This is a genomic window from Amorphoplanes digitatis, assembly GCF_014205335.1.
GTDB lineage: Bacteria > Actinomycetota > Actinomycetes > Mycobacteriales > Micromonosporaceae > Actinoplanes > Actinoplanes digitatus.
Genome location: NZ_JACHNH010000001.1, coordinates 5,719,964 through 5,745,245, shown reverse-complemented (window position 1 = coordinate 5,745,245; position 25,282 = coordinate 5,719,964). Strand labels below are relative to the sequence as shown.

The following is a 25,282-nucleotide window of genomic DNA, read 5'->3' as shown; positions in this document are numbered from 1 at the left end:
ATGTCGACGGACATCCGCAGGCGGGCGCGTTACCGCACCTGGGTCCGCGGCACCCGGCTGCGCCGGTTCGCCGCGGTCAGCGGCGTCTGCCTGGCGGGGAGCGCGTTGTCGCCGCTGTCGCCGTGGTTCCTGCTGTTTCTGATCCCGTTCGCGCTCTTCGGCTACATCACGATGATCCTGGCGCTCACCGTCTACCGCCTGGCGCCGCGCGGCGGGGACCTTCAGCGCCGCATCCACGAGCTCATCGTCGCCAAACTCGGGCCCGTGCCGGCGGGCCGGGTGCTTGACGTGGGATGTGGCAGCGGCAGCCTGGTCGTCAAGCTCGCGAGGGCGCTGCCGGACAGCACCGTGACGGGCATCGACTTCTGGGGACGGGACTGGGAGTACTCGAAGGGGCAGTGCGAGGACAACGCGCGGATCGAGGGTGTCGCCGACCGGACGGCGTTCCTCCAGCAGAGCGGCGCCGCCATCGAGTTCGCCGACGGCGGCTTCGACGCGGTGGTCAGCTGCATGACCTTCCACGAGATCCGCGAGGCGCGGCGCAAGTCCGACGGCGTGGTCGAGGCCCTGCGCGTCCTGCGGCCGGGCGGCCGGTACGTCTTTCTCGACCTGTTCGGCGACCGGGAGTTCTATCCGTCGATCGAGGACGTCCGGGAGGCGGTCGCCCGGGCGGGTGTCTCGATCACGGAACTCGGCAGCCTGGCCGACTCCGTGCCGCTGCCGTACCCGCTGCGCCATCCGAAGGTGCTCCGGCACGCGATGCTCATCGTCGGCACGAAACCCTCCGGCGCCGGCCGCTGATCGACGCGGGTCAGGCCGGGTCGTCCGGGTCCGCCTCGGTCACGGCGGTGATCAGGGTGATGAGCTGGCGCCGGAAGTTGTCGTAGTCCTCCACGGCGCCGAACAGCCGCTCGGACCGTCGCTCCTCCCGGCGGGCGACGGCGAGCGCGTCGACACCCTCGGCGCCGATCGTGACCAGGGTGCGCCGGCGGTCACGGCCGTCCGGCGTGCGCTCGACGTGGCCGGTGCGGGCCAGCCGCTCGATGGTGCGGCTCATCGTCTGGTCGGTCACCCGGCACAGGTGCGCCAGTTCCCGCTGTGACCGGGGCCCGCCGACGAGGTGGTGCAGGACGATCAGCCCGGCGTGGGTGAGGTCCCAGTCGGCGAGGAGCCGGTGGTAGCGGCCCTCCACCATCCGGGCGGCGACCGACAACAGCCGCCCGGTCGGCCAGGAGCCGACGTCTTCTCCCATTCGATCATCTTTCCATGATGGACGATCATGTCCGGGTTTAATCATTGATTCACATCTATTGCTAAGCGTGCTGAACATCGGTGATACTGCACCGCGTGGTGATTTGGATACACCGTTTCCCAACACCTGGAGGCACGATGTCCCGGACAGCACTGGCCACTCTCGCTCTCGCCTCGGCGCTCCTCGTCGCGCCGGCACCGGCGCACGCCGCCGCCGACGACACCTCGGCGCCGGGGGCCTTCGCGGTCGGCACCACCGACGTCACCGTCACCGCGAACGGCCGCTCGGTCGCCGCGAAGGTCTGGTACCCGGCCACGTCGGCCGGCGCGAACAAGCCGGTCGCCGCGGGCGACTTCGGCGTCGTCGCCTTCGGCCACGGCTTCCTGCAGGGCGTCGCCAAGTACACCTCGACGCTGAACCACCTGGCGTCCTGGGGCTACATCGTCGCGGCGCCCACCTCGCAGGGCGGCCTGTCGGCCAACCACTCGGCCTTCGCCGACGACCTCAACGCCACCCTGACCTGGTTCGTCGCGCAGGACACGACCACCGGATCGCGGTTCGCCGGTCACGTCGACCCGGCGGCGCTCGGCCTGTCCGGCCACTCGATGGGCGCCGGCGCAAGCATCCTGGCGGCCGCCCGCAACCCACAGGTCCGTGCGGTCGGCAACCTGGCCGCCGCCGAGACGAACCCGTCCGCGGTCACGGCCGCGGCCACCCTGCGTACGCCGGCCATGCTCGTGTCCGGCGACCGCGACACGATCGCGCCGCCGGCCGACCACCAGGTCCCGATCTACCAGGCCAAGGCGGGCCCGAAGCAGCTGCGCACCGTCGTCGGCGGCAGCCACTGCGGCTTCATGGACAGCAGCGGCCTGTTCTGCGACAGCGCGACCATCGACCGGGCCACCCAGCTCAAGCTCACCCGCCGGCTGCTGACCGACTGGTTCCGTTACACGCTGTCCGGCGACACCGCCCGGTACGACGCGGTCTGGGGCACGACCGCGCAGAACGACCCGCAGGTCCGCTTCCAGGGCGTCAGCTGACGCCGAGGGTGTTGAGCCTGAGGTCGAGCCAGTCCCGGAGCTGCTCGGCGGCCATCGGCCGGCCGACGAGGTAACCCTGCACGAGGTCGCAATCGAGGTCGGCGAGCGCCGTCATCGTGTTCTCGTCCTCGACTCCCTCGGCGACCGTGGTCAGGCCAAGGCGGTGGGCGAGATCGATCGCCGTGTGCACGATGATCGCGTCCTTCGACTCGCCCACCATCCGGGAGATGAACGTGCGGTCGATCTTCAGCTCGTGGATCGGCAGGTCCCGCAGGTAGGCCATCGAGGTGTACCCGGTGCCGAAGTCGTCGATCGCGATCCGGGTGCCGAGCGCCTCCAGCCGGGACAGCACCTCGCGGGAGCGCTGCGGGTCGGCCATGATCGCGCTTTCGGTGATCTCCAGCGTCAGCAGGGAGGCGGGCAGCCCGGCCGAGGCCAGGACCGCTTCCACGGTGTCGGGCAGCGTGACGTCCAGCAGGCAGCGCGTCGAGATGTTGACGGAGATCGGCACCGCCTCGCCGGCCCGCAGCCACTCGCCGGCCTGGCCGATCGCGAGCCGCAGGACGTGGCGGGTCATGTCGTGGATCAGCCCGGTGCTCTCGGCCAGCGGGACGAACTCGATCGGTCCCAGCAGCCCCTCCTCCGGGTGCTGCCACCGCACCAGCGCCTCGACGCCGTGCAGCTTGCTGTTACCGACGTCGACGAGCGGCTGGTAGTGCATGACCAGCTCGTTCTCGGTCAGCGCCCGGCGCAGTTCGGCCAGCCGCGACAGCTTGCGCGCGTCGGTCTCGTCCATCGACGGCTGGTAGCTCGCGATCCCGCCGCCGGAACCCTTCGCCGAGTACATGGCGAGGTCCGCGCGCTGGAGCAGCTCACCGGCCGTGGCGGCGCCGTCCCGCGGGTGGCGGGCGATGCCGATCGTCGCCTCGGCCACCAGGGCCACGCCGTCGATCACCACCGGTTCGCGGAGCGAGTCCATGATCCGCTGCGCGACCACCTCGGGGGTGTCGCCGCCCGGCTGGGTGATCAACAGCGCGAACTCGTCGCCGCCGAGCCGGGCGATCGTGTCGCTGTCGCGGACCACGGCGCGCAGCCGGTCGGCGACGGTGGCCAGCAGCTGGTCGCCGGTCCGGTGGCCCAGGGTGTCGTTGATCTCCTTGAACCGGTCGAGGTCGAGCAGCAGCACCGTGATCTCCGCGCCGCTCTCGGCGGCCCGGTCCAGTGCGGCGGCCATCCGCACGCCGAACTCGGCCCGGTTCGGCAGCCCGGTGAGGCTGTCGTGCCCGGCCTGGTGCCGCAGGGCACGCTGGTAGCCGGACAGCAGGCGGGCGAAGAGCGCCAGCGGGATCAGTCCCAGACCGAAAACGATCGGGGTACCCCACATCAGGAAGCCCTCGCTGGCCTGGAGGTCCCGCACGCCCTCGGCGGCGACGTCGGACCAGTCGTCCTCGGCGTCGCCGAGGCTCTCCGACATCTCCTGGAACACCGGCTCCGTGGCCGTGGTCTCGGCGTCGACCGCGATGCTCAGATAGGCGTCGTGCTGCTCACGGACCCGGGCGACGATGGCCAGGTCACGCGGCTCGACGGTCGACTCGATGCCGGCCAGCGTGGCGCGGACACCGGCGGACGCGGCGATGAAGCCGTGCAGGTTCTCCGGGCTCGGCGAGCGGTGGTACTCCAGCAGCCGGGCCCGCTCGGCGTCGAGGGCGTCGCTCGCGTCACAGTAGGCCTCCTCGATCTCGCCGGCCCGCGCCGCGCTCGAGGCGGTGTCGCTGGTCCGCCAAGCGGTGCTGACGGCGAAGACCGCGAGCAACAGCAGGACGGTGGCCATCCCGGCGAACGCCAGCCGGTCACGCCGCAGCCCTCTCCGCACCACTCGGCTCATGATCACTCCCGCTCGTCGCTCTCGCCGTCGCCAGGCCCATCGGCCGTCTGGCGGGCCCGCTGAGCGTCCGCCGCGCGAATGTCGGACACATTCCGAAGTGAGTCGAGCGCCACCGCGGCTGTCGTCGGTGAACCGTCATGCCCCGCTCACCCCGACCGATGAGGGGCCTGTGAGCACTACCTCGGAAGCCTCGATGCTGCGCAAGCGCCGCGCGGTCGAGGGAGCCAACTTCGTCTCCCGCGGCAGCGGCCTGCTGGCCACGATGCTCTTCCTCGCCGGCTGGTTCGGCATGCCCGCCCCGGTCGAGCCGCAGCTCATCGTCGGATGTCTGGCCGGAATCGCCGTGATGGCGATCGGCAACGTGCTCGCGCTGATCAACTTCCGGCGCCCCGACGGTCCGCGCTATGCGGTGCTGAGCGCCTGCCAGGTGGCCGGCGACACCCTCGTCATGAGCGGCATCGTCGTCTGGTTCCAGGTGTACGGAGACCTCACCACCTGGCCGGGCCTGATCGTCCCGATCGTCGTCGGTGCCCTGCGGCACCGGCTGCGCGGCGCGCTGATCGCGTGGGCGGCCACCTCAACCGTGTTCGCCGTCACGGTGATCGCCCTGGGCGACCAGGCCGTACGCGCCGAGGACCTGCCGTTCGCGGTCGCCATCCACCTGTTCGTCGCGCTGCTCAGCGGCACACAGTCGGCCGCATACGCCCGCCAGGTCAAGGAGCTGGACGCGACCCGCAAGGCGCTGCAGCATCAGGCCACCCACGACGGCCTCACCGGCCTGCCGAACCGGGCCCGGATCGCGGAGTACGCCGATGGGCAGGCGGGCCGGGAGATGACCGTGCTGCTGCTCGACCTGAACGGCTTCAAACAGGTCAACGACCTCCGGGGACACGCGACGGGCGACGGCGTGCTGCGCGAGGCGGGCAACCGGCTGCGCGCCTGCCTGCGCGCCGGCGACATGGCCGGCCGACTGGGCGGCGACGAGTTCGTCGTGCTCCTGCCGGACACCGGCCCGGCCGAGGCGGCCGAGCTCAGCGCCCGGCTGCGCGCCGAGATCGGCCGTCCGGTACGGGTCGACGGGCACGAGATCTCGGTGGGCGTCAGCATCGGTGCCGCGCACCGTCCCGCCGGCGCGGCCACCGGCCTGGCGGAGCTGACCGCCGAGGCGGACGTCGCCATGTATCAGGACAAGACCGCGGATCTGCCGCGCCCATCCGGCCGGAATGGTGTCTACGATCCTGTGCGATGAGTGCCGAATCGCCGTCCAGGATGAACAGCCGGGCCCGGATCCGCGAGGCGCTCGTGGACGCCGCGCGCGAATCGGCGGTGACGCACGGGTGGGACCGCGTGCGCATGGCCGACGTGGCGCGGGCCGCCGGCGTCAGCCGGCAGACGCTCTACAACGAGTTCGACGGCCGGGCCGGCCTCGCCGAGGCCCTAGCCGTCCGGGAGATCCAGACTTTCGTGACCGGCGTGGACCGTCGCCTGAACGCGCACGGCGGTGACGCGCGCGCCGCGGCGCGCGCGGCGATCCGGTTCGCGCTGGAGGAGGCCGACGGCAACCCGCTGGTACGCGCCATCCTGACCGGCGCCGACGAGCTGCTGCCCTTCCTGACGACGCGCGCCGACATCGTGCTCGACGCCGCCGGAGACGTGATCCGCGGCTGGGCCGCCGTGCACCTGCCCGGCGTCGCCCCGGAGTCGGCCGACATCGCCGCGGACGCCATCGTGCGGCTCACCGTCAGCAACATCGTGCTGCCGAGGCGGCCCGCCGCCGACGCGGCCGACGTGCTCGCGGAGGTCTTCGTCCACCTGCTTGACACGAAGGTCGTTCGTGTAAAGCATTGACGCATGGATGTATCTGCATACGTCTGGCGTGACACGAGGCGCCCGCTCTGGACGCTCGCCCTCGTGGTTCCGGCCCTGCCGTTCGTCGCGCTGCTGCTCGTCGCCGCGACCGGGTCGTCGTCGGGGTGGTGGCTCACGCCGGTGTTCATCCTCGGTGTCATCCCCGTCATCGACCTGCTCATCGGCGACGACCGGAGGAATCCGCCGGAGGACGCCGTGCCCGCCCTTCAGGCATCGCGGTACTACCGGTGGATCACCTATCTGTTCCTGCCCGCGCAGTTCGTCGCCCTGGTCATGGCCTGCGCGGTGTGGACCCGCGGACCCGGCCCGGCCGGCGCGGTGGGCCTCGTGCTGACCGCCGGGCTGGTCAACGGCATCGCCATCAACACCGCTCACGAGCTCGGCCACAAGCGGGAGAGCGTCGAACGCTGGCTCTCCAAGATCGCCTTGGCGCCCACGGGATACGGCCACTTCTTCGTCGAGCACAACCGCGGCCACCACGTGCGGGTCGCGACGCCCGAGGATCCCGCCAGTTCCCGGCTCGGCGAGAGCTACTACCGGTTCTGGCCCCGGACCGTGCTGGGCAGCCTGCGCTCGGCGTGGCGCCTGGAGACCGCGCGGCACCGGCTGCGCGGCCGCACCCCGTGGAGCGTACGCAACGAGATCCTGCACGCCTGGGCCATGACCGTCGCCCTGTTCGCGGTCCTGACGCTCGGCTTCGGCCCGGGGGTGCTGCCGTTCCTGTTGCTACAGGCCGTGGTCGGCCTCTCCGTCCTGGAGGCGGTCAACTATCTCGAGCACTACGGCCTGCTGCGGCAGCGCAACGCCGCCGGCCGCTACGAGCGGGTAGACCCGCGGCACAGCTGGAACAGCGACCGGCTGACCACCAACGTCTTCCTCTTCCAGCTACAGCGGCACAGCGACCACCACGCCAATCCGCTGCGCCGCTACCAGAGCCTGCGCAGCTTCGACGTCTCGCCGCAGCTGCCGGCCGGCTACGCCACGATGCTGCTCGTCGCGCTGATCCCGCCCCTGTGGCGGCGCATGATGGACCATCGGGTGCTCGCACACTACGGAGGCGACGCCACCCTGGCCAACACCGCGCCCGACTACCCGGTGCTCACGCCGGAATAGCCTGCGCCGGGTCGCCGGTGGTCTCCCGGATCAGGGCCGTGGCGAGCCACGTCACGCCGATCGCGCCGACGGCCAGCCCGGACAGGTACGCCGCCTCGGGCACCGAGGTGCGCAGGGCCGCCAGGCACAGGCCCGGCACGTACAGGGCGAGCGCGATCCGGGGCAGCACGCCGGCCCGCCAGGAGGCGACGCCGAAGAGCAGCACCCCGGCCAGGAAGGTCAGCGCCACCACCAGGAAGTACGGGCGTCCCGGGCCGGTCAGCACCTGTTCGCGGGCCGCGGCGTCCTGATACTGCAACACGGCGTGGGTGAGGAACTCGATCGCGAACAGGCCGCTGAGCCCGAGGTGGTGCAGCACGAAGCCGGCCAGCCCGAGCCGGCCGGCGGTTTGCCGCTGGCGCAGGTAGAGCGCGGTCAGGGTGAGCAGCAGCAGCGCGCCGGCCGGCGGCGCCAGGGCGTGGGTGAGGCCGTTCTCCGGTATCGCCCCGGCCCGGCGGGCGACCGCCACCAGGATGAGGGCGCCGCCGAGCACTCCGGCAAGTCCGGCGAGGCGGTACAGCAGGCGATCGGACATGGTGGACTCCTTCGGTAGCGGACGCCGCCACCGTGCCGCGCGCCGGCCGCACGCCGGTAGTGCCGTCGGGCCGGATCCGGCGCCGGGCGCGGCCGTTCGGCACATGACCATCGGCCACAAACGACGCCCGACCGTAGGAAACCTGGAGGTGGTTGCCTAGCCTGGCAGCATGGATGCGCCGTCGCTGCGGTGGATGGCCTCGCTGCTCTACGGCGCCGTGCTGCTCACCGGCCTCTACTTCGTCGTCGCGGGCCTGGCACCGGACGCGGGTGCGATGAGCGTCGCCGTGTTCGTGGCCGCCCTGCTGGCGCTGCTCGGCGTGGAGCAGCTCGACTGGCGCGGCCCGACGACCCCGCGGCGGGCGATCGTGCTCCTCGCCGTACGCATGCTGCTGCTGGCGGCCGTGAACGCGGCCGACCCCGGCGGTTTCGCCCGGGTGCTCTATGTCCTGATGCCGTTCTTCGCCTACCTCTCGCTCGGCCGCTGGGCCGGGCACGTCGTGGCCGCGGCCTACCTGGTCGCGGCCGTGTTGCGGGCCGGGTCGGTCCCGGACTGGTGGGCCGACCCGGAGACCGTCTCCGACCTGATGATGTTCTTCATCGGGCTGGTGCTCGCCCTCGCCGCCGCGGCCTTCGCGGCCGACCAGCGGCGCAGCCGGCTCCGCGCCGAGCAGCTGGTGAGCGATCTCCGGCGGGCGCAGCGCCGGGTGGCCGAGCTGAGCGCGGCCGCCGAGCGGAACCGGGTGGCCCGCGACATCCACGACAGCCTCGGCCACCACCTGACCGCGATCAGCGTGCAGCTGGCGAAGGCGCAGGCGTTCCGGGACCGGGATGCGGCCGTCGCCGACCGGGCCGTCGCCGACGCGCACCGGGCCGCGGGGCGGGCGCTGCGCGAGATACGCGAGTCCGTCGGCGTCCTGCGGGCCGAGCCGTTCCTGCTGGCCGTCGCCCTGGGGTCGCTGGCCGAGGGGCTCGATGACCCCGGCTTCCGGGTACGCCTCGAGGTCAGCGGGAGCGAGTCCGCGCACGACCGGGCCGGCCTCGAGGCGCTGTACCGGGTGGCTCAGGAGGCGCTGACCAACGCGCGCCGGCACGCCGCCGCCGACCGGGTCGAGGTCGTGCTGCGCTGCGGCGACGCGGACGCGGTGCTCGAGGTCGAGGACAACGGGCGGGGCTTCGCCGTCGAGGCGGCGGCCGGCACCGGACTGGCCGGGATGCGGGAGCGGCTGGCCGCGCTGGGCGGCAGCGTACGGGTGGAGTCCGCGCCCGGCCGCGGCACTCGGGTGGTGGCGTGCCTGCCGCGGCCGGCGGTGGCCCGGTGACCGCCGCGCCGGAGCCGGTGCGGGTGCTGGTCGCCGACGACCAGGCGCTGATCCGGGAGGGCATCGCCTCCCTGCTGAGCATCGAGCCCGGCATCGAGGTGGTCGGCACCGCGGCGGACGGCCGGGCCGCCGTGGCGCTCGCCGTGCGGACCCGGCCCGACGTGGTGCTGATGGACGTCCGGATGCCGGTGCTCGACGGGCTGCGCGCCGCCGAGCTGCTGCGTGAGCGGCTGCCGTCCTGCCGGGTCCTGATGCTCACCACGTTCGACGACGAGGAGTACGTGCTCCGGGCGCTGCGCGCCGGCACCGGCGGCTACCTGCTGAAGGACCTGCCGGCGCGGGAGCTGGCCCAGGCGGTGCGGCTGGCCCGGGCCGGCGTCGACCAGCACGACAGCGCGGCGGTGCGCCGGCTCGTCACGGCCCTGGACCGGGCCCAGCCGGCGCGGACGCCGCGGGTGGACCTGACCGGGCGGGAGCAGGCGGTGCTGCGGCTGGTCGCGGTCGGCGCCACCAACCGGGAGATCGCCGCCCGGCTGCATCTGAGCGAGGGGACCGTGAAGAACCACGTCTCGCGGATCCTTGAGCGGCTCGGGTTGCGGGACCGGACCCAGGCGGCGATCTACGCCCGGGACCGGGGCCTGTTGTGAGGGGAGGGTAGCTTCGCGGTTCGGACGGGGGCGGGGCATGGTCATGGGGTTCGTCGGCGTGGTGCTCCTCACGGTGGCCGTGCTGCCGCTGGCCGCGCTGGCGGCGTGGGCGCTGGCCCGCCGCCGCACCTGGCGCAGCTCGCTGGCCGAGGTCGGCATCGTCTACGGGACGGCGCCCTGGATATGGATGATCATGACGCCGGGTGACCGGGCCGGTGCCGTGGCCGGCCGGGTGAGCCTGGTGCCGCTGCGTGACCTGCTCGCGGTGCTCGCCGCCGGGCCGCTGACGGTGACGGTCCAGGTCGTCGGCAACCTGCTGGTCTTCGCCGCGCTGGGCCTGCTGGCGCCGCTGCGGTTCGCGGCGCTGGCGTCGGTGCCGCGGATCCTGGCGCTCGCGGCGGGCTGCTCGGTCCTGGTCGAGGTCGCGCAGTACGTCCTGCGGCTGGACCGGGTGTCCTCCGTGGACGACGTGCTGCTCAACGCCGCCGGCGCCGGCCTGGCCGCGTGTGCGTCGCGCCGCTGGTGGCGCGTACCCGAACGCGCACTATCCTGATCACTCAGGGTGCCCGTAGCATCACCGCATGGCGGGATCCATGGTCGACGGCGCCCTGGTGGCCGTCCTCGACGTGCTCCTGGACGCCTGGGATCGGCAGGCCGAGGTACACGGCTGGGAGATCATGCACCGTTCCCGCCGGTCCGGTCCGGTCGTCTACCGTGCCCTCGACCGGCTCGAGGAGATGGGCTGGATCACCGCCTCCTGGGAGGCGCTGAAGGCCGGCGAGCAGCGACCTCGGCTGCGCTACTACCGCATCGTGGCAGAGAAGGTCGACCTGGCCCGCGCGCGGACCGCCGGGTACCACCGGCCGTCTCCGCGGCTGCGCCCCAGGTTCGGCACATGAGCGGCATCGAGATCGTCATCGGTGTCGTGCTCGGACTGGTCGTCAACGAAGCCACCGACCTCTCGCCCTGGCTGGGCCGGGTCCTGGTGCGATGGGCGGCCGGGATCGAGTACGCCGACGAGGACCCGCAGCGGCCGGTCCGGTCCGAGGAGCTCCAGGCGCTCATCAACGTACGCCCCGGGAAGCTCCTGAAGCTGCTGACCGGCCTGGGCTTCCTGTCGGCGGCGGTGCTCACCCGCCTGCGGCGGCTGGTCGGCTCCGACGCGGACGGATCGCTGGCCGAGGCCCTTCCGCCGCGGGAGTACCGCGAGGACGAGCCGACGATGCTGGTGGCTCGCTACCTGTTCGCGACCGAGCGGTACCGCGGCGAGTGGAAACGCCACTGGATCCACATCGCCAAGGCCGGCTCGGTCATCCTCCTCTACGGGGTTCTCGGCGTGTGGGTCACGCAGCTGAGGATCAAGCCGCAGTACGCGGGCTTCCTGACCGCCGCGATCTGCGTCGCGACCCTGGTGGTCATCGCATACCGGTTCGCGGGATGGTGGTTCGACCGGTTCGTGATCACGAACAAGCGGGTGATGATGACCCGCGGCGTCCTCTGGCGGCGGGTGCGCATGGTGCCGCTGATGCGCGTCGTCGACATCCAGTACAACCAGAGCGTGCTGGGACGCCTGCTGAGCTACGGCAGCTTCACCAGCGGCGACCGCACCACCCGGCGCACCATCAGCCAGCTGCGCGATCTGCCGAACCCGAACGAGCTCTACCTGCGCCTGCTCGAGGAGATGTACGAGCCCACCGCGGTGGAGGCGCGGCTCGGTGCCGACGACGAGGACACCGAGCCGGCCGCCCCCGCGACCGACGAGGTGATCGCCGGGCTCGAGAAGCTCGTCCTGAGCATCGAGTCCCTCATCGCGGCGCTGGGCCGGTCCGAGCGCTGAGCCGCGGCGGTTCGTAGGCGTAGAGGTGCGCGGTGGCCCGTTCGTAGAACAGCGGCAGGAACAGGCGCATGAGCAGGGCCTGCGTCCGCCGCTTGACCGGGCCGGCCTTCTTCATGCCGCGGTTGTCCTCGGCCGCGTCCAGGAGCTTGACGATCCGCGGGCGCCGCGCCGCGTCGTACGCCTGGAGCGCGCCGGGGATCGCCGGCCCCGCCCGCAGCGCCGCGGCCAGGGCGAGCGCGTCCTCGATCGCCATCGACGCGCCCTGGCCGGCGCCGACCGGATGGGCGGCGTCGCCGATCAGCACGGCCCGCTCGCCGTGCCAGGTCGGCACCGGATCGAGCGCGTGGAAGAGCACGGGCGGGTGCAGGTGGGTGGTCGCCGCGATGACCGCCGACGGCACCTTCTCGTCCCGGTAGAGCCGGGCCGTGCCGCGCAGCCAGTCCGCGTCGCCGACGCCCGCGCGGGCCGGCTCGGCCGGTTGGGCGATCTGCGCCTGCCACCACACCTCGCCGGTGCCGGTGGCCAGGTGGATGAAGGCGCCGTTGCGGGCGAAGGTCATGTTGAAGACCCCCGGCTCCACGCCGTCCATCCTGGACACGCCGGAGATCGCGTAGAGCCCGGCGTACTCCGGCACGGGCGCGGCGGGGTCGAGCAGCCCGCGTACGGTCGACCAGATTCCGTCGGCGGCGACCAGCAGGTCGGCGCTGTCGCGCAGGCCGCCGGCGAACTCGGCCGTCACGCCGTCGGCCGTCTCGGTCACGGCGACGGCGCGTTCGCCGGTGACGATGCGGGCGCCGGCCGCGGCGGCCGCCTCCCGCAGCGCCGCGACCAGGCGGCCGCGCGGCAGCGTGACGCTGTGCAGGGTGTCCGCACCGCGCCGGCCGCGCGGCACGTCGCCGAGCAGGTGGCCGCCGGCCGACCACATCCGCTGCCGCGGCACCTCGACGCCGGCGGCGCGCACCGCGTCGAGGCAGCCGAGCACGTCGAGGCAGCGCAGGCCGTTGCTGGCCAGGCTCACGAACGCGCCGACGTCGCCGGCCGGATCCTCGTACGCCTCGTAGACGGTGGCCTCGACGCCGACGCGCCGCAGCGCCAGGGCGGCCGCGGCGCCGGCGACGCCCCCACCGATGATGATCGATCGCATGTCCACCATCCTTCACTGAATACAGATTCAGTGAAAGTATGTTCAGTGTGGTGGGCCCGGGTCAACGTAGATTTGGTCGATGATGCCGTAGCGGTCCATGATCTCGATGCGTCGTGCGCGGTTCACCGCGCGGACCCGGCGGCCGACGGCGAACACGTCGAGCAGCGTCCACAGGCCGCAGCCGCCGAGGGTGAACAGCATCGCCATCGAGCGGCCGGTGTCGCCGAGGTAGAACCGGTGGCCGCCGAAGATCCCGACCGCGCACCACAGCCCGTACGCGATCCGCGGGTCCTTCTTGCAGGCGGCGTACTCCGACTCGGCGCGCAGGATCCGCATTCTCTCCCACTCCGGGAGGGGGTTCGCCGGCATCATCGGCGCAACGGTAGCTCGGCGGACCGGACTAGTCTCGGGGGCGCGGGTCGACCCGGGGGTGCGCGATGCTTGCTGGCCAGCTGTCCGGTCCGGAGATTCTCGTGCTCAGGGAGCTGCTGTACCACGCGTTTCCGCCGGACGACTTCACCGACCTGCTGCTGACCTTCAGCCTGGCGCCGTACCGGGACGCCGCCACGTCGGACAGCCACTGGACCACGGTGCGCAAGGTCGTCCAGGCCGCCAACGCCAGGTTCTGGTGGAAGGACCTGATAGCGGCCGCGCGCACGGCCCGGCCGGAGCATCCGGGACTGATCGAGTTCGGCCAGAATTTCGGCCTCGCGCCGGTGATCAAGTCGGCCGACGGTGCCCGGAACCTCACCGGCAGGGAGTTCCAGCTGACCGTCCGGGAGGCGAACTCCTCGCTGGACTTCCCGAGCTGGCTGATCCGGGGTGCGCAGGCGGAGGGCCGGGTGTGCCGCGTCGAGTTCCCGGAGGGCACGCCGCGGGGCACCGGATTCCTGGTCGGCCCGGACGTCGTCATGACGGTGTACCACGTGATCGAGCAGGTCCACCTCGGGCGGATCCCGTCGTCGCAGGTGTGCCTGCGGTTCGATCACAAGCGGGACCTCGACGGCATCACCCAGATTCCCGGCACGGTCCACACGCTCGCACCCGACTGGTTGATCGACCACAGCCCGCCCGGTGACGGTGATCTCGATCCGGACTCGGGCGTGTTGCCGTTGCCGCATCAGCTGGACCATGCGCTGCTGCGGGTGGCCGACCGGGTCGGCGAGCAGCCGGTCGGCGCGCCCCTGATCCTGGCCCGGCAGGCTCCGCGGCGGTGGATCGAGCTACCGGTCGAGCCGCACGACTTCGCGCGCCTGCCCGCGCTCCACATCGTGCACCACCCGGAGAAGGAGCCCCTACAGGTCTCGCTGGACACCGACGGTGTGATCGGGCTCAACGCCAACGGCACCCGGATCCGGTACCGGACGAACACGAAAGGCGGCTCCTCCGGGTCGCCGTGTTTCGGCCCGGACTGGCAGTGGGTGGCGATGCACCAGAACGGCGATCCGAGCTATCGCAAGGGCGGTCCGCCGCCGGCCTACAACGAGGGAATCCCGCTGTCGGCGCTGCGCGATCTCCTGACGGCCAGCGGAGCGATCTCGGCCCTGGGCGGCTGAGCGACGCCTTCACCTGTACGCAACGTGCCGATACGGTGACGGATGGAGATGGTCGCCGATCGATGGGAACGGCATGCCCCCGACACCCCTGTGCAGGAAGAGCGAGGGTGAACTGCGCGACGCCCTGCTCAAGGTGTTTCCCGGACCGGACGCGATGACCGACCTGCTCCTGGCCGCCGATCTGTCCTTCGAGGACTTCGTGATGCCGCGCTCCGATCACCGCGCGAACGTCCTCCACCTCGTACAGCAGCTCAACGGTCGCGGCGAGATCCTGCGGCTGCTCGATCGGGCGCACCACGAGGTGCCCGAGTGCAAGACGTTCGGCGAGCTCCGCGAGGAGGCGCTCGGCCGGGAGGCGACCCACCTCATGATCGCGCTGCCCTACGCCCGGGCCGACGGGCTCCGGCTGGTGCGCTGGGCCACCGACCAGGTCGCGCCGATGCCGGTGACCCTCCATCCGCTCGAGGAGACCTCCGGCGACCGCGTCATCGGTTGCGACGTCATGATGTTCGTCGCCACCGGTGCGAGCGTCGCACCGGACTCCTCCTGCCTGTACCAGCTCGAACGCGCGATCGAGCTCGGCATGGACGTCATCGGCGTCGTCAAGGATCCGGACGTGGTCATGCCGGGCCGGATCGCCGAAACCATGGCGGTGGATCTCGCCGGCGACCCGGTGCTCGGCCGGCGGCGGCTGCTCCGGCACCTGGAGCGGCTGGCCTCCCCGGACCTGCTGATGGACCGGCTGCGCCGGCAGCGGGACCGTTTCCGGCGGCAGGCGGCCGGCGCCGACGCCCGCGAACGGCCCTGGTACGCGGCCGAGATCGAGTACCTGTCGGAGCGGATCGACGCGGCCGAGAGCCGGATGGCGGACCTGCCGGCGACCGAGCGCATGGTGGACGCGGCCATCGCCGACGGCCAGAACAAGGAGCGTGAGCCCGACGCCGCGATGCCGGAACGCCAGGCCGTCCGCTGCCCGTACGAGCCGCCGTCGGTTCCGCCGAAGGAGTTCCAGAATCGCATCGAGGAGCTACAGGCGATCGAGCGCACGCTGGCCGACGGGTCGGCCCGGCTGCTCGTCCTGACCGGGCGCGACGGTGTCGGCAAGACCGGCATGGTCTCGCGGTTGCTGTACCGGATCCGCAACGGGCCGGCGCCGCCCGCGCTCGACGCCTTCGTCTACCTGGGTACGCAGGGCCATCGGAAGCTGGACGGGGGAGTCCTGCTGCGGGCGCTGCTGCGGGTGGTCCCGGAACAACGCGGCGTCGACGAGCTCGCCGACCTCGTGCACGCCCCGGTGCCGGCGGTCGACAAGCTCAACGCGCTGCTGCGCGCGCTGGGCGACGATCGCGTCGTGGTGGCCGTCGACAACTGCGAGACGGCGCTGAACGCGGCCGGCGACCTGTCGGACCGGGAGCTGCGGGCGCTCGTGCACCGCATCCTCGACCGGCGCGACCACGGCGTCCGGATCCTGATCTCCAGCCGGCGGGATCCCCTCGCGCTGGCCGAGAAGTACGCGCACACCAGGTATCAGAGCCGAGGCGAGGGCCTGTCCCGCGAGGAGGCCTTCAAGCTCCTCCGGGCCATGGGCGGCGAGCGCGTACGGGATCTGCCGGAACCGTCGGCCGACGAGCTGTACTGGTTCCATCGGCACACCAAGGGGCTGCCCCGCGCCATCGAGCTCGCCTTCGGTGAACTGAGCACGCCCGGGCGGTCCCTGTCCTGGCTGATCGGCGAGATGGACGGCGCCGGCGAGCAGGACATCGTCACGTTCCTGTTCGACCGCGTCTTCAAGCGCCTCGACCCGTTCGCGAAACGGGTCGTGCAGGCCCTTGCCGTCTTCGGCCGCCCGGTCCGGTCGACCACCGTCGATCATCTGCTGCGCGGATACGCCAAGGGCGAGCAGAGCCACCAGGTGCTGGAACACCTGCGTCGGCGGCGGCTGATACGCGGGGACGGCGACCGCTACTGGCTGCCGCCGGGCCGGGAGAGCGAGTCGGTGCTGCGCACCATTCCGCTCGGCGAGCCGGAGGATCGCGCGGCCGAGCCGCGTCGTTTCACCCAGCCGGCCCTGCTGCACGAGGCCGCCGAGTACTTCGCCGGCGTCCGCCGGTCCACGGTGAGCTCGGTGGAGCAGCTGCATCCCGAGTTCAGCGAGATCGAACTGCGCATCCGCGGAGGTGAGTACGCCGCGGCCCTGGCCGTCATCGAACGGATCGACGACGGATACCTGCACGGGTGGGGCCACAGCGACGCCGTTGTCGAGTCTCTCCACGGTCTCGCCGACCTCGATCCGCGCCGGGAGCTGGTCCGGCTGTCCCTGCTCGCGCGGGCGCTGCGGCAGCAGGAGGATCACGCCGGGGTGATCGCCTGCGTGCGGCCGGCTCTCCGGCTCGCGACAAGGCGGCGCGTCACGACGGACCGGGTGCGCCTGATCATCCAGCTGGCGAACGCGTACTTCGAGCAGGGCCGGCTCGACCTGGCCACGGCGCATTACCGCAAGGCCGCGTGGCTGACCCGGACCCGCCTACGGGGGCTGCGTCAGGAGCGCGCCTTCGTGCACGCCGGGCTCGTCCTGTGTGCCGGCCGCGCCGGTCACCTCGATCGGGCGCTTCGGCACCACGCGAGCGCGCTGCGCCTCCTGCGCGGAACCGTCGAGGAGAGTGAACACCGGGCCGCGCTGTACATCAGCGCGGCCTGGGTCGAGGGCGAACTGGGCCGGACCGATGCGGCCCGGGTCAATCTGCACCGGGCCCGCAGCGCGGCCGACGCCGCGGGCGACCACATCCTGCTCGGCGAGGCCAAGCAGGCCGAGGCGGAGATCCTGCTCGACGAGGGCGGCTTCGTCGCCGCCGTCGCGCTGGCGGACCAGGCCGCGCAGGCCGGCATCCGGGCCGGCAACGACAGGCTGACCAGGGCGTCGAAGGAGATCCTCGCGCAGGCCTACCTCTGCACCGGCGACCTCGACGGCGCGCTGTCCGCGGTCGAGACGGCCGGGCGGGAGCGCGGCAGTCCCCGGCTGTACGGACTGGCCGGCATCCTCCAGGTGCGGCTCGGCCGGCCGGAGGCGGCGATGGAGGCCTTCCGCACCGGGCTGAAGCAGGCCGACGAGGCGTATCCCTACCGGAACGACACCGGCGCCCTGACGGCGCGGGCCCTGCTGTCCTGCGGTGTCGCGCTCGTCGGGCGGGAGACCGCGGATGTGGACGACGCCCTCGCGGCGCTCCGGGAGGCCCGCGCGGTGCTCACCGCCCCGGGCGCGGTGCTGCGGGCGCTGCGCCTGCTCGCCCAGCTGGAGGGTTTCGTCGACGACGAGCTGCTGAACCGCCTCCGACGAGCTACGAGATGAGGGCTACATGCTTCCCTGTATCGAGAGCACCCCGAACGGCGAGCACATCGCCGCCGCCGAGCGGATCGACCCCGACAACGCCTTCGGCCGCCGGCGCGGCGGGGGCTTCGAGGCCGCCGGCGACCCGACGTTCTTCTGGCCGAACGGCTCGACGCTGCGGGTGTTCTTCCTGGACGGTGAGCAGAGCCTGCGCGAACGGGTGATGGCGGCGGCCGGCGCCTGGACCGAGCATGCGAACCTCCGCTTCCGCGTGGTGGACTCCGCCGACGCCGAGATCAGGGTGACGTTCCAGGGCGCCGAGAACTCGTCGGCGCTGGGTGTGACGGCGCTCGATCAGCGGGACTACGCACCCGGCGCACCCACGATGATCCTCGCCGAGGTGCCGTGGGCGACCCCGGGGCGGGTCGACCGGCTGGCCCGCCACGAGTTCGGCCACGCCATCGGCCTGGTGCACGAGCACTCCAGCCCCGCCGCGGGCATCCGGTGGAACAAGCCGGTGGTCTACCAGGCGCTCGCCGGCCCGCCGAACTACTGGAAGCCGGAGGTCGTCGACAGCAACGTCTTCCACCGGTACGCGGCCGGCGCGACCCAGTTCACGAGCTTCGACCCCGACTCGGTGATGATCTACGGCTTTCCACCGAGCTGGACCCTCGACGGCCTGACGTACCCGGAGAACAGCGAACTCTCCGCAATGGACAAGAAGTTCGCCCGGCGGATCTATCCCTAGATGTTCTGTCCATGGACGTTGGTGACAGGGCTTAGTTCTTGAATTGGGTGAGGACCTCCGGGTGAGGTGGAGCTTGTCGAAGGTTCCGCATCACCCGGGAGGTCCTCGTGCCCCACGCTAATGCACCCCTGACCGAACGCGGCAGACTGCGCCTGGCCCGCTGTGTCGTGGACGACGGCTGGCCGCTACGCCGAGCCGCAGAGCGGTTCCAGGTCAGCCCGACAACAGCACAGCGGTGGGCGCAGCGCTACCGCGCCGAAGGCGTCACGGGCATGACCGACCGATCCAGCCGGCCACATCACAGCCCGGACCGCACCCACCTCCACGTCGAACGCCAGGTCCTGCACCTGCGCACCAGCCGCCGATGGGGACCGGCACGAATCGGCGGCCGTCTGGACCTGCCCGCCTCGACCTGCCACGCCATCCTGCGCCGCGCCGGCGTCACCCGCCTGACCCATCTCGACCGGGCCACCCGCCAACCGGTCCGCCGCTACGAACACCCCTGCCCGGGCGACCTGATCCACGTCGACATCAAGAAACTCGGCAACATCCCCGACGGCGGCGGCTGGCGCACCCAAGGCCGCGCACGCGGCAAACTCAACCGCACCGCCACCACAGGTCACGGCACTGACGCGTGGGGCGGTGCCCGGCTCGGCTACGCCTACCTGCACACCGCGATCGACGACCACTCCAGGCTGGCCTACACCGAAATCCTCGACGACGAACGCAAAGAGACCGCTGCCGCGTTCTGGCACCGCGCGCACGCCTGGTTCACCCGCCACGGCATCACCATCGCCCGGGTCCTGACCGACAACGGCTCCTGCTACAAATCCCGGCTCTGGCATGACACCTGCACCCAGCTGGGCGTGACCGTGAAGAAGACCCGCCCCTACCGGCCCCAGACCAACGGCAAAGTCGAACGCTTCCACCGCACCATGACCGACGAATGGGCCTACGCCAAGGCCTACCGATCAGAGACCGCCCGACGAGCGGCCTTGCCCACCTGGCTGCACACCTACAACAATCACCGGCACCACACCGCACTCGGCGGCCCACCCGCCAGCCGTGTCCCTAACCTGTCTGGGCAGAACACCTAGAGCCAGCCCTTTCCCTGCGCGTGGATCAGTGCCTCCGTCCGGTTGGCCGTGCCCAGCCTCGTGTACAGATCCCGCAGCAGCCGGAACATCATCCGCTCGGAGTAGCCGGCCCGGTCGGCGACGGCGCGCACGCTGTCGCCGCCGGCGAGCTGGCGCAGCCAGTCGATCTCCCGCTCCGGCGGCGGCGCCGGATCGGCGGGGGTACGCGCTCCCGGGGTACCGCTCAGCTCCCGCACGACCTCGGTGGGCAGCAGGCTGCGGCCGCTCGCCGCCGCGGCGAAGACCTCGCGAATGTCCTCCGGCGTGGCGTCCCGGCGCATCGTGGCGGCCGCGCCGGCGAGGACGGCGCGGACGTACAGCGCGGTGCTGGGCGCCTCGAGGGTCGCCACCACGACCAGCCCGGTGCGCGCCGCGCCGAGGGCGGACAGCAGGGCCCAGTCCGACGACGAGTGCAGGGTCAGCAGCACGATCCGCCGCTCGCCGTCCAGGGCCCAGGCGAGCAGGTCGTCCGGGGTCTCGGTGGCGAATCCGGCCTCGGAGAGCACGGCGACGACGCCCCGCCGGAACAGGGGCAGGGGATCGGAGACGGCGACCCGGACGAGCATCGACGGTCATGCCTCCCCTGCGGGCGTGTGGGGTCCTGATCCTCGATGAGTGTCGCGGGCTGTGCCAGCATTTCGTCGGCGTGCCGCCATCGCATGCGGGGTACTGCCGCAGGGAATGCGTCATAGACCGGCCGAACCCGGGATTCGTAGCTTGGAATGATGCTGAGCCGCCGTTATGCGTTGCCCGACCCACGCGCGCGTGGCGACAAGGGCCCTTCCCCGCTCGGGCCGGTCACGGTGGTCGTGATGCTGCTCGTGGTCATCGCGGGCTTCGTGGCCTTTCAGTTCCTGGGCTGAGCGAGCGCCCATCGAAAACCGGTGGAGCCGTACCGCGTCGCGCTGTTAGCGTCGCCGGGTCGTGCCACTGATCAAGGACGGGCCGTTGTACATCAGCTGAGACATTCCACCGCACCGAGCCGGCATGCCGCTCGGTGCAGGGCCCTGCTCGCTGGGAGCACGGGCATCCCGCATGACCTCCTGCGTCATGCGCGGACTCCTCCGCGGAGCGTGGTCTCCGCACGGAAATGTCGCAGCAGATCGGCACTTGTCAATGAACTCCATAGAAACACAGTGGTTGGTGCGCCCGACGGGCCTTCCGCTCATCCGTCGCCGCTGCCTGAGGTGCGCGTCGTCGCGGTACCGCGCGCACGGGAAGTTCCGGGTCAACGCGAACCACAAGCTCCTCGACGTCTGGCTCCTGGCGCTGTGCGCCGGGTGCGGGGAGACCGTCAAGCTGACCGTCCTGGAACGGACCAACGTCCGCGCCATCGAAGCGTCGACCCTGACCCGGTTCCACGACAACGACGTCGCACTCGCGGCGACGTTGCTGGCGGACCCGGTACTGCTGCGCCGAAACGGCGTGTCGCTCGACTGGGACGGCGCGTGGGCTCTCGAGAGGGAGGCGGTCCGCGACCCGGCGGCCGAGGTGATCGACACCTCGGTCCGCTTCCTCCGGCCGATCCCGATCAGGCTGACGAGGCTGCTGTCGGCCGGGTTGGAGGTGTCGCGGTCGCAGGTGCAACGGCTCATCGCCGACGGCAGCCTCACCTCGAAACACCGCCTCACCGGTAACTCGTCCGGCGACTTCAGCTTCACCCTCCGCCGGTGGGAGGCGCGTGGATAGATCTTGAAGTCCCCGGTCGCATGACGCCCGGAGCGGCCTCGGGGCACCAGCGCGCTCAGCGCGGTGGGCCCGAGGCCGAGCCGGCCGAGGCGGGGAACTAACGTCACGGCATGGTCGAAGTCGAACCCTACGACGCCGTTGCCCACACCTATGCGGAGCTGTTCCGCGACTCCCTGCGTGACAGTCCGCTGGACCGCGCGATGCTGGGTGCCTTCGCCGATTTCGTCACCGCGACCGGCAACGACCGGGTCGCGGACCTGGGTTGCGGCCCCGGCCACATCACCGCCCACCTGAACGGGCTGGGGCTGTCCGCGTTCGGCGTCGACGTCTCGCCGGTGATGATCGAGTTGGCCCGGCAGGCCCACCCGGACCTGCGGTTCGACGTGGGAACGATGGCCGCGCTCGACATCGCCGACGGCGTGCTGGGCGGGGTGCTGTCCCGCTGGTCGGTCATACACACCCCGCCGCCGGAGATCGCCGTCATCCTGGCGGAGTTCCACCGCGTGCTGGCGCCCGGCGGCCACCTCCTGATCGCCTTCCCGGCGAGCGAGGACCGGTCACACCCGACACAGATCTACGATCACTCGGTCGCGCCGGCCTACCGGTGGTGGCCCGATCACCTCGCCGCGCTGCTGCGCGAGGCCGGACTGGCCGAGGTGGCCCGGACGGTCCGTGAGCCGCAGCCCACGGACCGCCGGCAGTTCCAGGAGATTCAACTGCTGGCACGCAAGGCCTAGGCGCCTCACCCGCTTAGAACGGCCACTGCCCGCGGGAGCCGGCCTCGACGAGCGGGATCATCGCGAACGCGGCGTCGGACAGGCCGCCGAAGGTGTGCCGGTTGCCGGACGCCGGCGTGTGCGCGACGCGATAGCCGGCCAGGTTCCAGGTGAACACCGGGACCGCCGCGGGCACCACCGCCGCCACGTGCGTCGCGCTGTGCCAGTGCGCCTGCTCGTCGGTGAGGATGACGACCCGGTCGTGACCGTCGTAGTGCGTCCGCACGGCCCGCTCGGTCTGGGTCCCCGAGCCGAAGAAGTAGCCGCCGTCCTTGAACCGGCGCACGGCCGCCAGCACCGACTCGCCGGCCACCGCCGGGAACACCCGGCTGCCGTCGGAGAACGACACCACCGTCGCGTCGTGGGCGCGTGCGGCCAGGGCCAGGCCGAACACCGTCGCCGCGTCCCAGCAGCGCAGTGAGCCGTCCTTGCTGAACCCGCTGTCCATCGAGCCCGAGGTGTCGATCAGGATCAGGGTCCGTGCGCCCAGGGCCGGCACGTCCGCGAGCGCATGCTGCAACGCCCTCTCCAGCGGGTACGCCCACCGCAGGCTCGGCGCCGCGTTGAACGCAGACAGGAACCGCATCGGCAGGACACGCGACCTCGCGACCTCGCCCGGGTCGGCCAGCCGCGCCGCGACGGTCTCGGCGACGGCGTCGCCGACGCCGGCCTGGTCGAAGTTCCGCAGGTTGCGCAGCAGCGCCAGGTAGCCCATGCCCGGGATGATCGCCTCCCAGGCGGCGGCGTCCATCGCGGTCTGCCGCCAGCCGGCCAGCGCCTCCCACGTCATGCCCGCCGCGCCCAGCACAGCCGGGTCGCCGACCTCCCCGCGCCGCTCGACCGGCAGCGCCATCAGCTCGGCCCGGGCCGCCAGCGTCGTCAGCGACGCCGGAATCGGGTTGTCGCGGTGGTGGCGCCGGTCCAGCGCGTGCCGGAACAGGTCACCCTGCCGCTCGTCCCGCGCGGTCGGGTGGGTCAGCTCGATGACGTCGCCGAACCGCACCGCGCTCCGGTCGGTGTCGTACTTGAGCAGGCTGCGCTCGTGGTACAGCCGCACGGCGGCGTCCGCGACGCCTCGCTTGACCGGCTTCGGCAGCGCCCGGCCGTAACGGCCCAGCCAGTACGCCAGCGCCTCGCCCGGCTCGTCGGCGCGCTGCAACGCCGCGTCAACGGTCGCCCGCGAGCCCGGGATGCCCGCCGCGACCTGCGCGCGGGCGCCCTCCAGGGCCGCCACCACCGACGCCGAACGCAGCATCGCACCGGTGCGCAGCCAGCGCACGAACCGGGCGAACCAGTCGGGGTCGGCGACGGCGACGGCGGCCACCAGGGCGCGGAACCGGTCGTCCCGGTCCGCGGCACCCTCGTAGAACGTGTCCTCACCGACCATGTTCGACACACCGAGCAGGAAGAGCTCGGCGCGCGGCTCCCGGTCGAATCCCGGCGCGCCCTCGAAGGTCGCGAGGCGCCGGGCGGCCTCGTCGCGCAGGGTGGCCGCGACGCGCTCGGCGGTGGCGATGCCCTCGGCGGTCACGAGCTCGTCGATCTCGTGCCGGTTCTCGCGCAGCTTGAAATTGAACTTGGTCATGACGTCCCCCATGTATCCATCGAACAGGAAGACGCACCAAAGGTATTGCCCCCGAATGGTCGCGCCTCCCGAGTTCGGAACCGGTGACGGAAGGGCTCTTCACCGAGGCTCTACGGCCCCTCCAAGATGTATCCGTCGCCTTCGCACCGGGAAGTGCTGGCCAGACAATAACGACGGCGCCCGCCGCCGATCAACCGAATTGTTTTGGTGGAATCGCCCGGGAATCGATCACGCCGCCCGCCCGAGATCGGGAGTGGACACGGCATCGGCGGTTTCGAACCCGCCGGAGCCTTTGCAGGCTCTTCACCCAAAGAAGTAGCCGTATCCATCGCACCGGGCACGCGACGTGACCGCAACTCCCGAGATCACGGCGGCGACGGCACTGGCCTTGTGGGCCATAGGTGACCTGGGCCGCTGGTCGACACCGCGGAAGCGGCGGCGGGATTCGAACCCGCGTCTCCCCGTTAGGAGCGGAAGTATCCGTTGCCTGCGCACCGGGAGGTGCGCAACGCACGTTAGGCTGCCGCACAGACATCGGCAAGGCAGTTTCGGTCCAGAAGCTACGGTGAGGTTGCCATGTTCAACCACGCGCCGCCCGACTATGTGTGCCCCTTCTGCCGGCTGGTGGCGGGCGGTGAGGACGAATGGCGAACGCAGCGCGATGTCGTGCGGCGCGACGAATCGGCCACCGCGTTCGTCTCGCCCCGATGGTGGCCGAGGAATCACGGTCACGTGATGGTCGTGCCGAACGCACACTACGAGAACCTGTATGACCTGCCGTCCCGCTACGGGCACGCGATACACGACCTGGCACGCGAGGTCGCGATCGCCATCCGGCGGACCTACGGCTGCGACGGAACCTCTTTGCGCCAGCACAACGAGCCCGCCGGAAACCAGGACCGCTGGCACTACCACATGCACGTCTTCCCGCGGTACGCCGGCGACGACCTCTACTTCACCCACCCGCAGCAGGACTTCAGCGCGGCCGAGCAGCGACTTCCGTACGCGGAGAAGCTCCGCGAATACTTCGGGTCGGCGTCACCGGCCTGAGGGCGCCCAGACCGGCCGCTCGGGCTCGTCGTTGTGCACGACGATGTCGACGTGGTCGGTCGGGCGGGCCGTGGCGAGGTAGAGCCGTTGGGAGGGTAGGTAACGCTCGCGCCAGCGCCGTTCGACGTCGGCCCGGGATGACATCCGGCTCTCCCGGATCACGGCACGTTCCACGGTCTTCTCGAGTGTGGTCGACACGAAGACGCGCAGGTCCCACCGGTCGATCAGTTCCGGGCGCATGAGGAAGACGCCGTCGAAGACCAGCACGGCGCCGGCGGGGGCGGTCGCGACCGGCGGGGACAGCACGGCATCCGCGGTGTGGTCGTAGAGCGCGGGCCGGAAGCGCCGATCTCCGCCCGGGCCGAGCGGATCGAGCAGGACCCGGTTCAGCCCGTCGTTGTCGTGTGCGTCGAAGTAACAGCCTTCGGCCGAGTACTCGCCGCGCCGATAGCGCCGCGCCCGCGGAAAGAGGAAATCGTCGATCGTCGCGCGGATGACGTCGCGGCCCTGTCCGCGCAGGACGCCGGCCAGCTCGTCGGCGAGCGTGGTCTTACCGGCGGCGGGCGGCCCGTCGACGGCGACCCGCGTCGGGTGCCCGACGGTGACGGACCCGACCGCCTCGGCCAGGCGGGCCAGCACCTCGTCGCGGAGGTATCGGCCGGGCTCGGATCGCATCGCGGCAGCGTAGTCGGTCTCCGCCGGTCCCGAGGGCCGGTACCTGAGGACACCAGGGCG

Annotated in this window: 26 protein-coding genes; 18 read left to right on the top strand and 8 right to left on the bottom strand. The window is 71.8% G+C overall.

Features of this window, described 5'->3' with window-relative positions:
- The gene (locus BJ971_RS25305) at positions 1-801 is read left to right on the top strand and encodes a class I SAM-dependent methyltransferase (protein ID WP_184995701.1); all 801 of its coding nucleotides are present in this window, start codon (positions 1-3) and stop codon (positions 799-801) included.
- A gap of 10 nt (positions 802-811) precedes the next feature.
- Here the strand turns inward: BJ971_RS25305 and BJ971_RS25300 are convergent, their stop codons facing one another.
- Complete coding sequence (locus BJ971_RS25300; protein ID WP_184995700.1) at positions 812-1,252, bottom strand: MarR family winged helix-turn-helix transcriptional regulator; 441 nt, start codon at positions 1,250-1,252, stop codon at positions 812-814.
- 137 nt (positions 1,253-1,389) lie between these two features.
- Between BJ971_RS25300 and BJ971_RS25295 the strand changes: the two genes are divergently transcribed.
- On the top strand, positions 1,390-2,292 hold the full coding sequence (locus BJ971_RS25295) for an alpha/beta hydrolase family protein (RefSeq protein ID WP_184995699.1): 903 nt from the start codon (positions 1,390-1,392) through the stop codon (positions 2,290-2,292).
- Here the strand turns inward: BJ971_RS25295 and BJ971_RS25290 are convergent.
- Positions 2,285-4,177: a putative bifunctional diguanylate cyclase/phosphodiesterase gene (locus BJ971_RS25290; RefSeq protein ID WP_184995698.1), complete on the bottom strand. Its 1,893-nt coding sequence runs from the start codon at positions 4,175-4,177 to the stop codon at positions 2,285-2,287. The two genes, BJ971_RS25295 and BJ971_RS25290, sit on opposite strands and share 8 nt — an antisense overlap.
- A 169-nt stretch (positions 4,178-4,346) precedes the next feature.
- Here BJ971_RS25290 and BJ971_RS25285 point away from each other — a divergent pair, with 169 nt between their 5' ends.
- From BJ971_RS25285 to BJ971_RS25275, 3 genes are read left to right on the top strand one after another with little or no spacing between them, the layout of a single operon-like run.
- Positions 4,347-5,426: a GGDEF domain-containing protein gene (locus tag BJ971_RS25285; protein ID WP_184995697.1), complete on the top strand. Its 1,080-nt coding sequence runs from the start codon at positions 4,347-4,349 to the stop codon at positions 5,424-5,426.
- On the top strand, positions 5,423-6,025 hold the full coding sequence (locus BJ971_RS25280; protein WP_184995696.1) for a TetR/AcrR family transcriptional regulator: 603 nt from the start codon (positions 5,423-5,425) through the stop codon (positions 6,023-6,025). Before BJ971_RS25285 ends, BJ971_RS25280 begins: the two co-directional genes overlap by 4 nt.
- A gap of 3 nt (positions 6,026-6,028) precedes the next feature.
- Positions 6,029-7,159, top strand: a complete 1,131-nt coding sequence (locus tag BJ971_RS25275) for an alkane 1-monooxygenase (protein ID WP_184995695.1) — start codon at positions 6,029-6,031, stop codon at positions 7,157-7,159.
- Here BJ971_RS25275 and BJ971_RS25270 read toward each other — a convergent pair.
- Entirely contained in the window at positions 7,146-7,733 is a 588-nt protein-coding gene (locus BJ971_RS25270; RefSeq protein WP_184995694.1) for a hypothetical protein, read from the bottom strand. The two genes, BJ971_RS25275 and BJ971_RS25270, sit on opposite strands and share 14 nt — an antisense overlap.
- A 169-nt stretch (positions 7,734-7,902) precedes the next feature.
- On the opposite strand from BJ971_RS25270, the gene BJ971_RS25265 reads away from it, so the two are divergent.
- From BJ971_RS25265 to BJ971_RS25245, 5 genes are read left to right on the top strand one after another with little or no spacing between them, the layout of a single operon-like run.
- On the top strand, positions 7,903-9,054 hold the full coding sequence (locus tag BJ971_RS25265; RefSeq protein WP_184995693.1) for a sensor histidine kinase: 1,152 nt from the start codon (positions 7,903-7,905) through the stop codon (positions 9,052-9,054).
- Positions 9,024-9,701 carry a response regulator gene (locus tag BJ971_RS25260; RefSeq protein WP_239087177.1) on the top strand — a complete coding sequence of 226 codons (678 nt, stop codon included), beginning with the start codon at positions 9,024-9,026 and terminating at the stop codon, positions 9,699-9,701. Before BJ971_RS25265 ends, BJ971_RS25260 begins: the two co-directional genes overlap by 31 nt.
- A 37-nt stretch (positions 9,702-9,738) precedes the next feature.
- The gene (locus BJ971_RS25255) at positions 9,739-10,254 is read left to right on the top strand and encodes a VanZ family protein (RefSeq protein ID WP_184995692.1); all 516 of its coding nucleotides are present in this window, start codon (positions 9,739-9,741) and stop codon (positions 10,252-10,254) included.
- Positions 10,255-10,282: 28 nt separating this feature from the next.
- Entirely contained in the window at positions 10,283-10,600 is a 318-nt protein-coding gene (locus BJ971_RS25250) for a PadR family transcriptional regulator (protein ID WP_184995691.1), read from the top strand.
- Positions 10,597-11,538, top strand: a complete 942-nt coding sequence (locus BJ971_RS25245; protein WP_184995690.1) for a PH domain-containing protein — start codon at positions 10,597-10,599, stop codon at positions 11,536-11,538. The genes BJ971_RS25250 and BJ971_RS25245 overlap by 4 nt, the downstream gene beginning before the upstream one ends.
- On the opposite strand, the gene BJ971_RS25240 is transcribed toward BJ971_RS25245, so the two are convergent.
- Both BJ971_RS25240 and BJ971_RS25235 read right to left on the bottom strand, forming a co-directional pair.
- Positions 11,507-12,682, bottom strand: coding sequence for an FAD-dependent oxidoreductase (locus tag BJ971_RS25240; RefSeq protein ID WP_184995689.1), 1,176 nt, complete (start codon positions 12,680-12,682; stop codon positions 11,507-11,509). The two genes, BJ971_RS25245 and BJ971_RS25240, sit on opposite strands and share 32 nt — an antisense overlap.
- Before the next feature lie 42 nt (positions 12,683-12,724).
- Entirely contained in the window at positions 12,725-13,054 is a 330-nt protein-coding gene (locus BJ971_RS25235; RefSeq protein WP_239087178.1) for a TM2 domain-containing protein, read from the bottom strand.
- 65 nt (positions 13,055-13,119) lie between these two features.
- Here BJ971_RS25235 and BJ971_RS25230 point away from each other — a divergent pair, with 65 nt between their 5' ends.
- The 4 genes from BJ971_RS25230 (at position 13,120) to BJ971_RS25215 (ending at position 19,408) form a co-directional block, all read left to right on the top strand.
- The gene (locus tag BJ971_RS25230) at positions 13,120-14,238 is read left to right on the top strand and encodes a trypsin-like peptidase domain-containing protein (RefSeq protein ID WP_184995688.1); all 1,119 of its coding nucleotides are present in this window, start codon (positions 13,120-13,122) and stop codon (positions 14,236-14,238) included.
- Positions 14,239-14,311: 73 nt separating this feature from the next.
- Positions 14,312-17,584 carry a MalT transcriptional regulator family protein gene (locus tag BJ971_RS25225; protein WP_184995687.1) on the top strand — a complete coding sequence of 1,091 codons (3,273 nt, stop codon included), beginning with the start codon at positions 14,312-14,314 and terminating at the stop codon, positions 17,582-17,584.
- Between the two features lie 7 nt (positions 17,585-17,591).
- A complete protein-coding gene (locus BJ971_RS25220; protein WP_184995686.1) occupies positions 17,592-18,311 on the top strand; it encodes a zinc metalloprotease in 720 nt (239 codons plus the stop codon).
- A 107-nt stretch (positions 18,312-18,418) separates the two neighbouring features.
- Positions 18,419-19,408 (top strand): IS481 family transposase, encoded by a 990-nt coding sequence (locus tag BJ971_RS25215; RefSeq protein ID WP_184990010.1) that lies wholly within the window; start codon positions 18,419-18,421, stop codon positions 19,406-19,408.
- Here the strand turns inward: BJ971_RS25215 and BJ971_RS25210 are convergent.
- Positions 19,405-20,013: a helix-turn-helix domain-containing protein gene (locus tag BJ971_RS25210; RefSeq protein WP_184995685.1), complete on the bottom strand. Its 609-nt coding sequence runs from the start codon at positions 20,011-20,013 to the stop codon at positions 19,405-19,407. The genes BJ971_RS25215 and BJ971_RS25210 overlap by 4 nt on opposite strands.
- Before the next feature lie 159 nt (positions 20,014-20,172).
- Between BJ971_RS25210 and BJ971_RS25205 the strand changes: the two genes are divergently transcribed.
- From BJ971_RS25205 to BJ971_RS25195, 3 genes are all read left to right on the top strand, one after another.
- Complete coding sequence (locus BJ971_RS25205) at positions 20,173-20,310, top strand: hypothetical protein (protein WP_184995684.1); 138 nt, start codon at positions 20,173-20,175, stop codon at positions 20,308-20,310.
- Positions 20,311-20,590: 280 nt separating this feature from the next.
- Positions 20,591-21,136, top strand: a complete 546-nt coding sequence (locus BJ971_RS25200) for a DUF1062 domain-containing protein (RefSeq protein ID WP_239087451.1) — start codon at positions 20,591-20,593, stop codon at positions 21,134-21,136.
- A gap of 110 nt (positions 21,137-21,246) precedes the next feature.
- Positions 21,247-21,873 (top strand): class I SAM-dependent methyltransferase, encoded by a 627-nt coding sequence (locus tag BJ971_RS25195; RefSeq protein ID WP_184995683.1) that lies wholly within the window; start codon positions 21,247-21,249, stop codon positions 21,871-21,873.
- A gap of 13 nt (positions 21,874-21,886) precedes the next feature.
- Here the strand turns inward: BJ971_RS25195 and BJ971_RS25190 are convergent, their stop codons facing one another.
- Complete coding sequence (locus BJ971_RS25190; protein WP_184995682.1) at positions 21,887-23,497, bottom strand: TROVE domain-containing protein; 1,611 nt, start codon at positions 23,495-23,497, stop codon at positions 21,887-21,889.
- Between the two features lie 576 nt (positions 23,498-24,073).
- Here BJ971_RS25190 and BJ971_RS25185 point away from each other — a divergent pair.
- Entirely contained in the window at positions 24,074-24,547 is a 474-nt protein-coding gene (locus BJ971_RS25185) for an HIT family protein (protein WP_184995681.1), read from the top strand.
- Here the strand turns inward: BJ971_RS25185 and BJ971_RS25180 are convergent.
- Positions 24,536-25,222, bottom strand: a complete 687-nt coding sequence (locus BJ971_RS25180) for a cytidylate kinase family protein (RefSeq protein ID WP_184995680.1) — start codon at positions 25,220-25,222, stop codon at positions 24,536-24,538. The two genes, BJ971_RS25185 and BJ971_RS25180, sit on opposite strands and share 12 nt — an antisense overlap.
- Positions 25,223-25,282 lie beyond the last annotated feature (60 nt).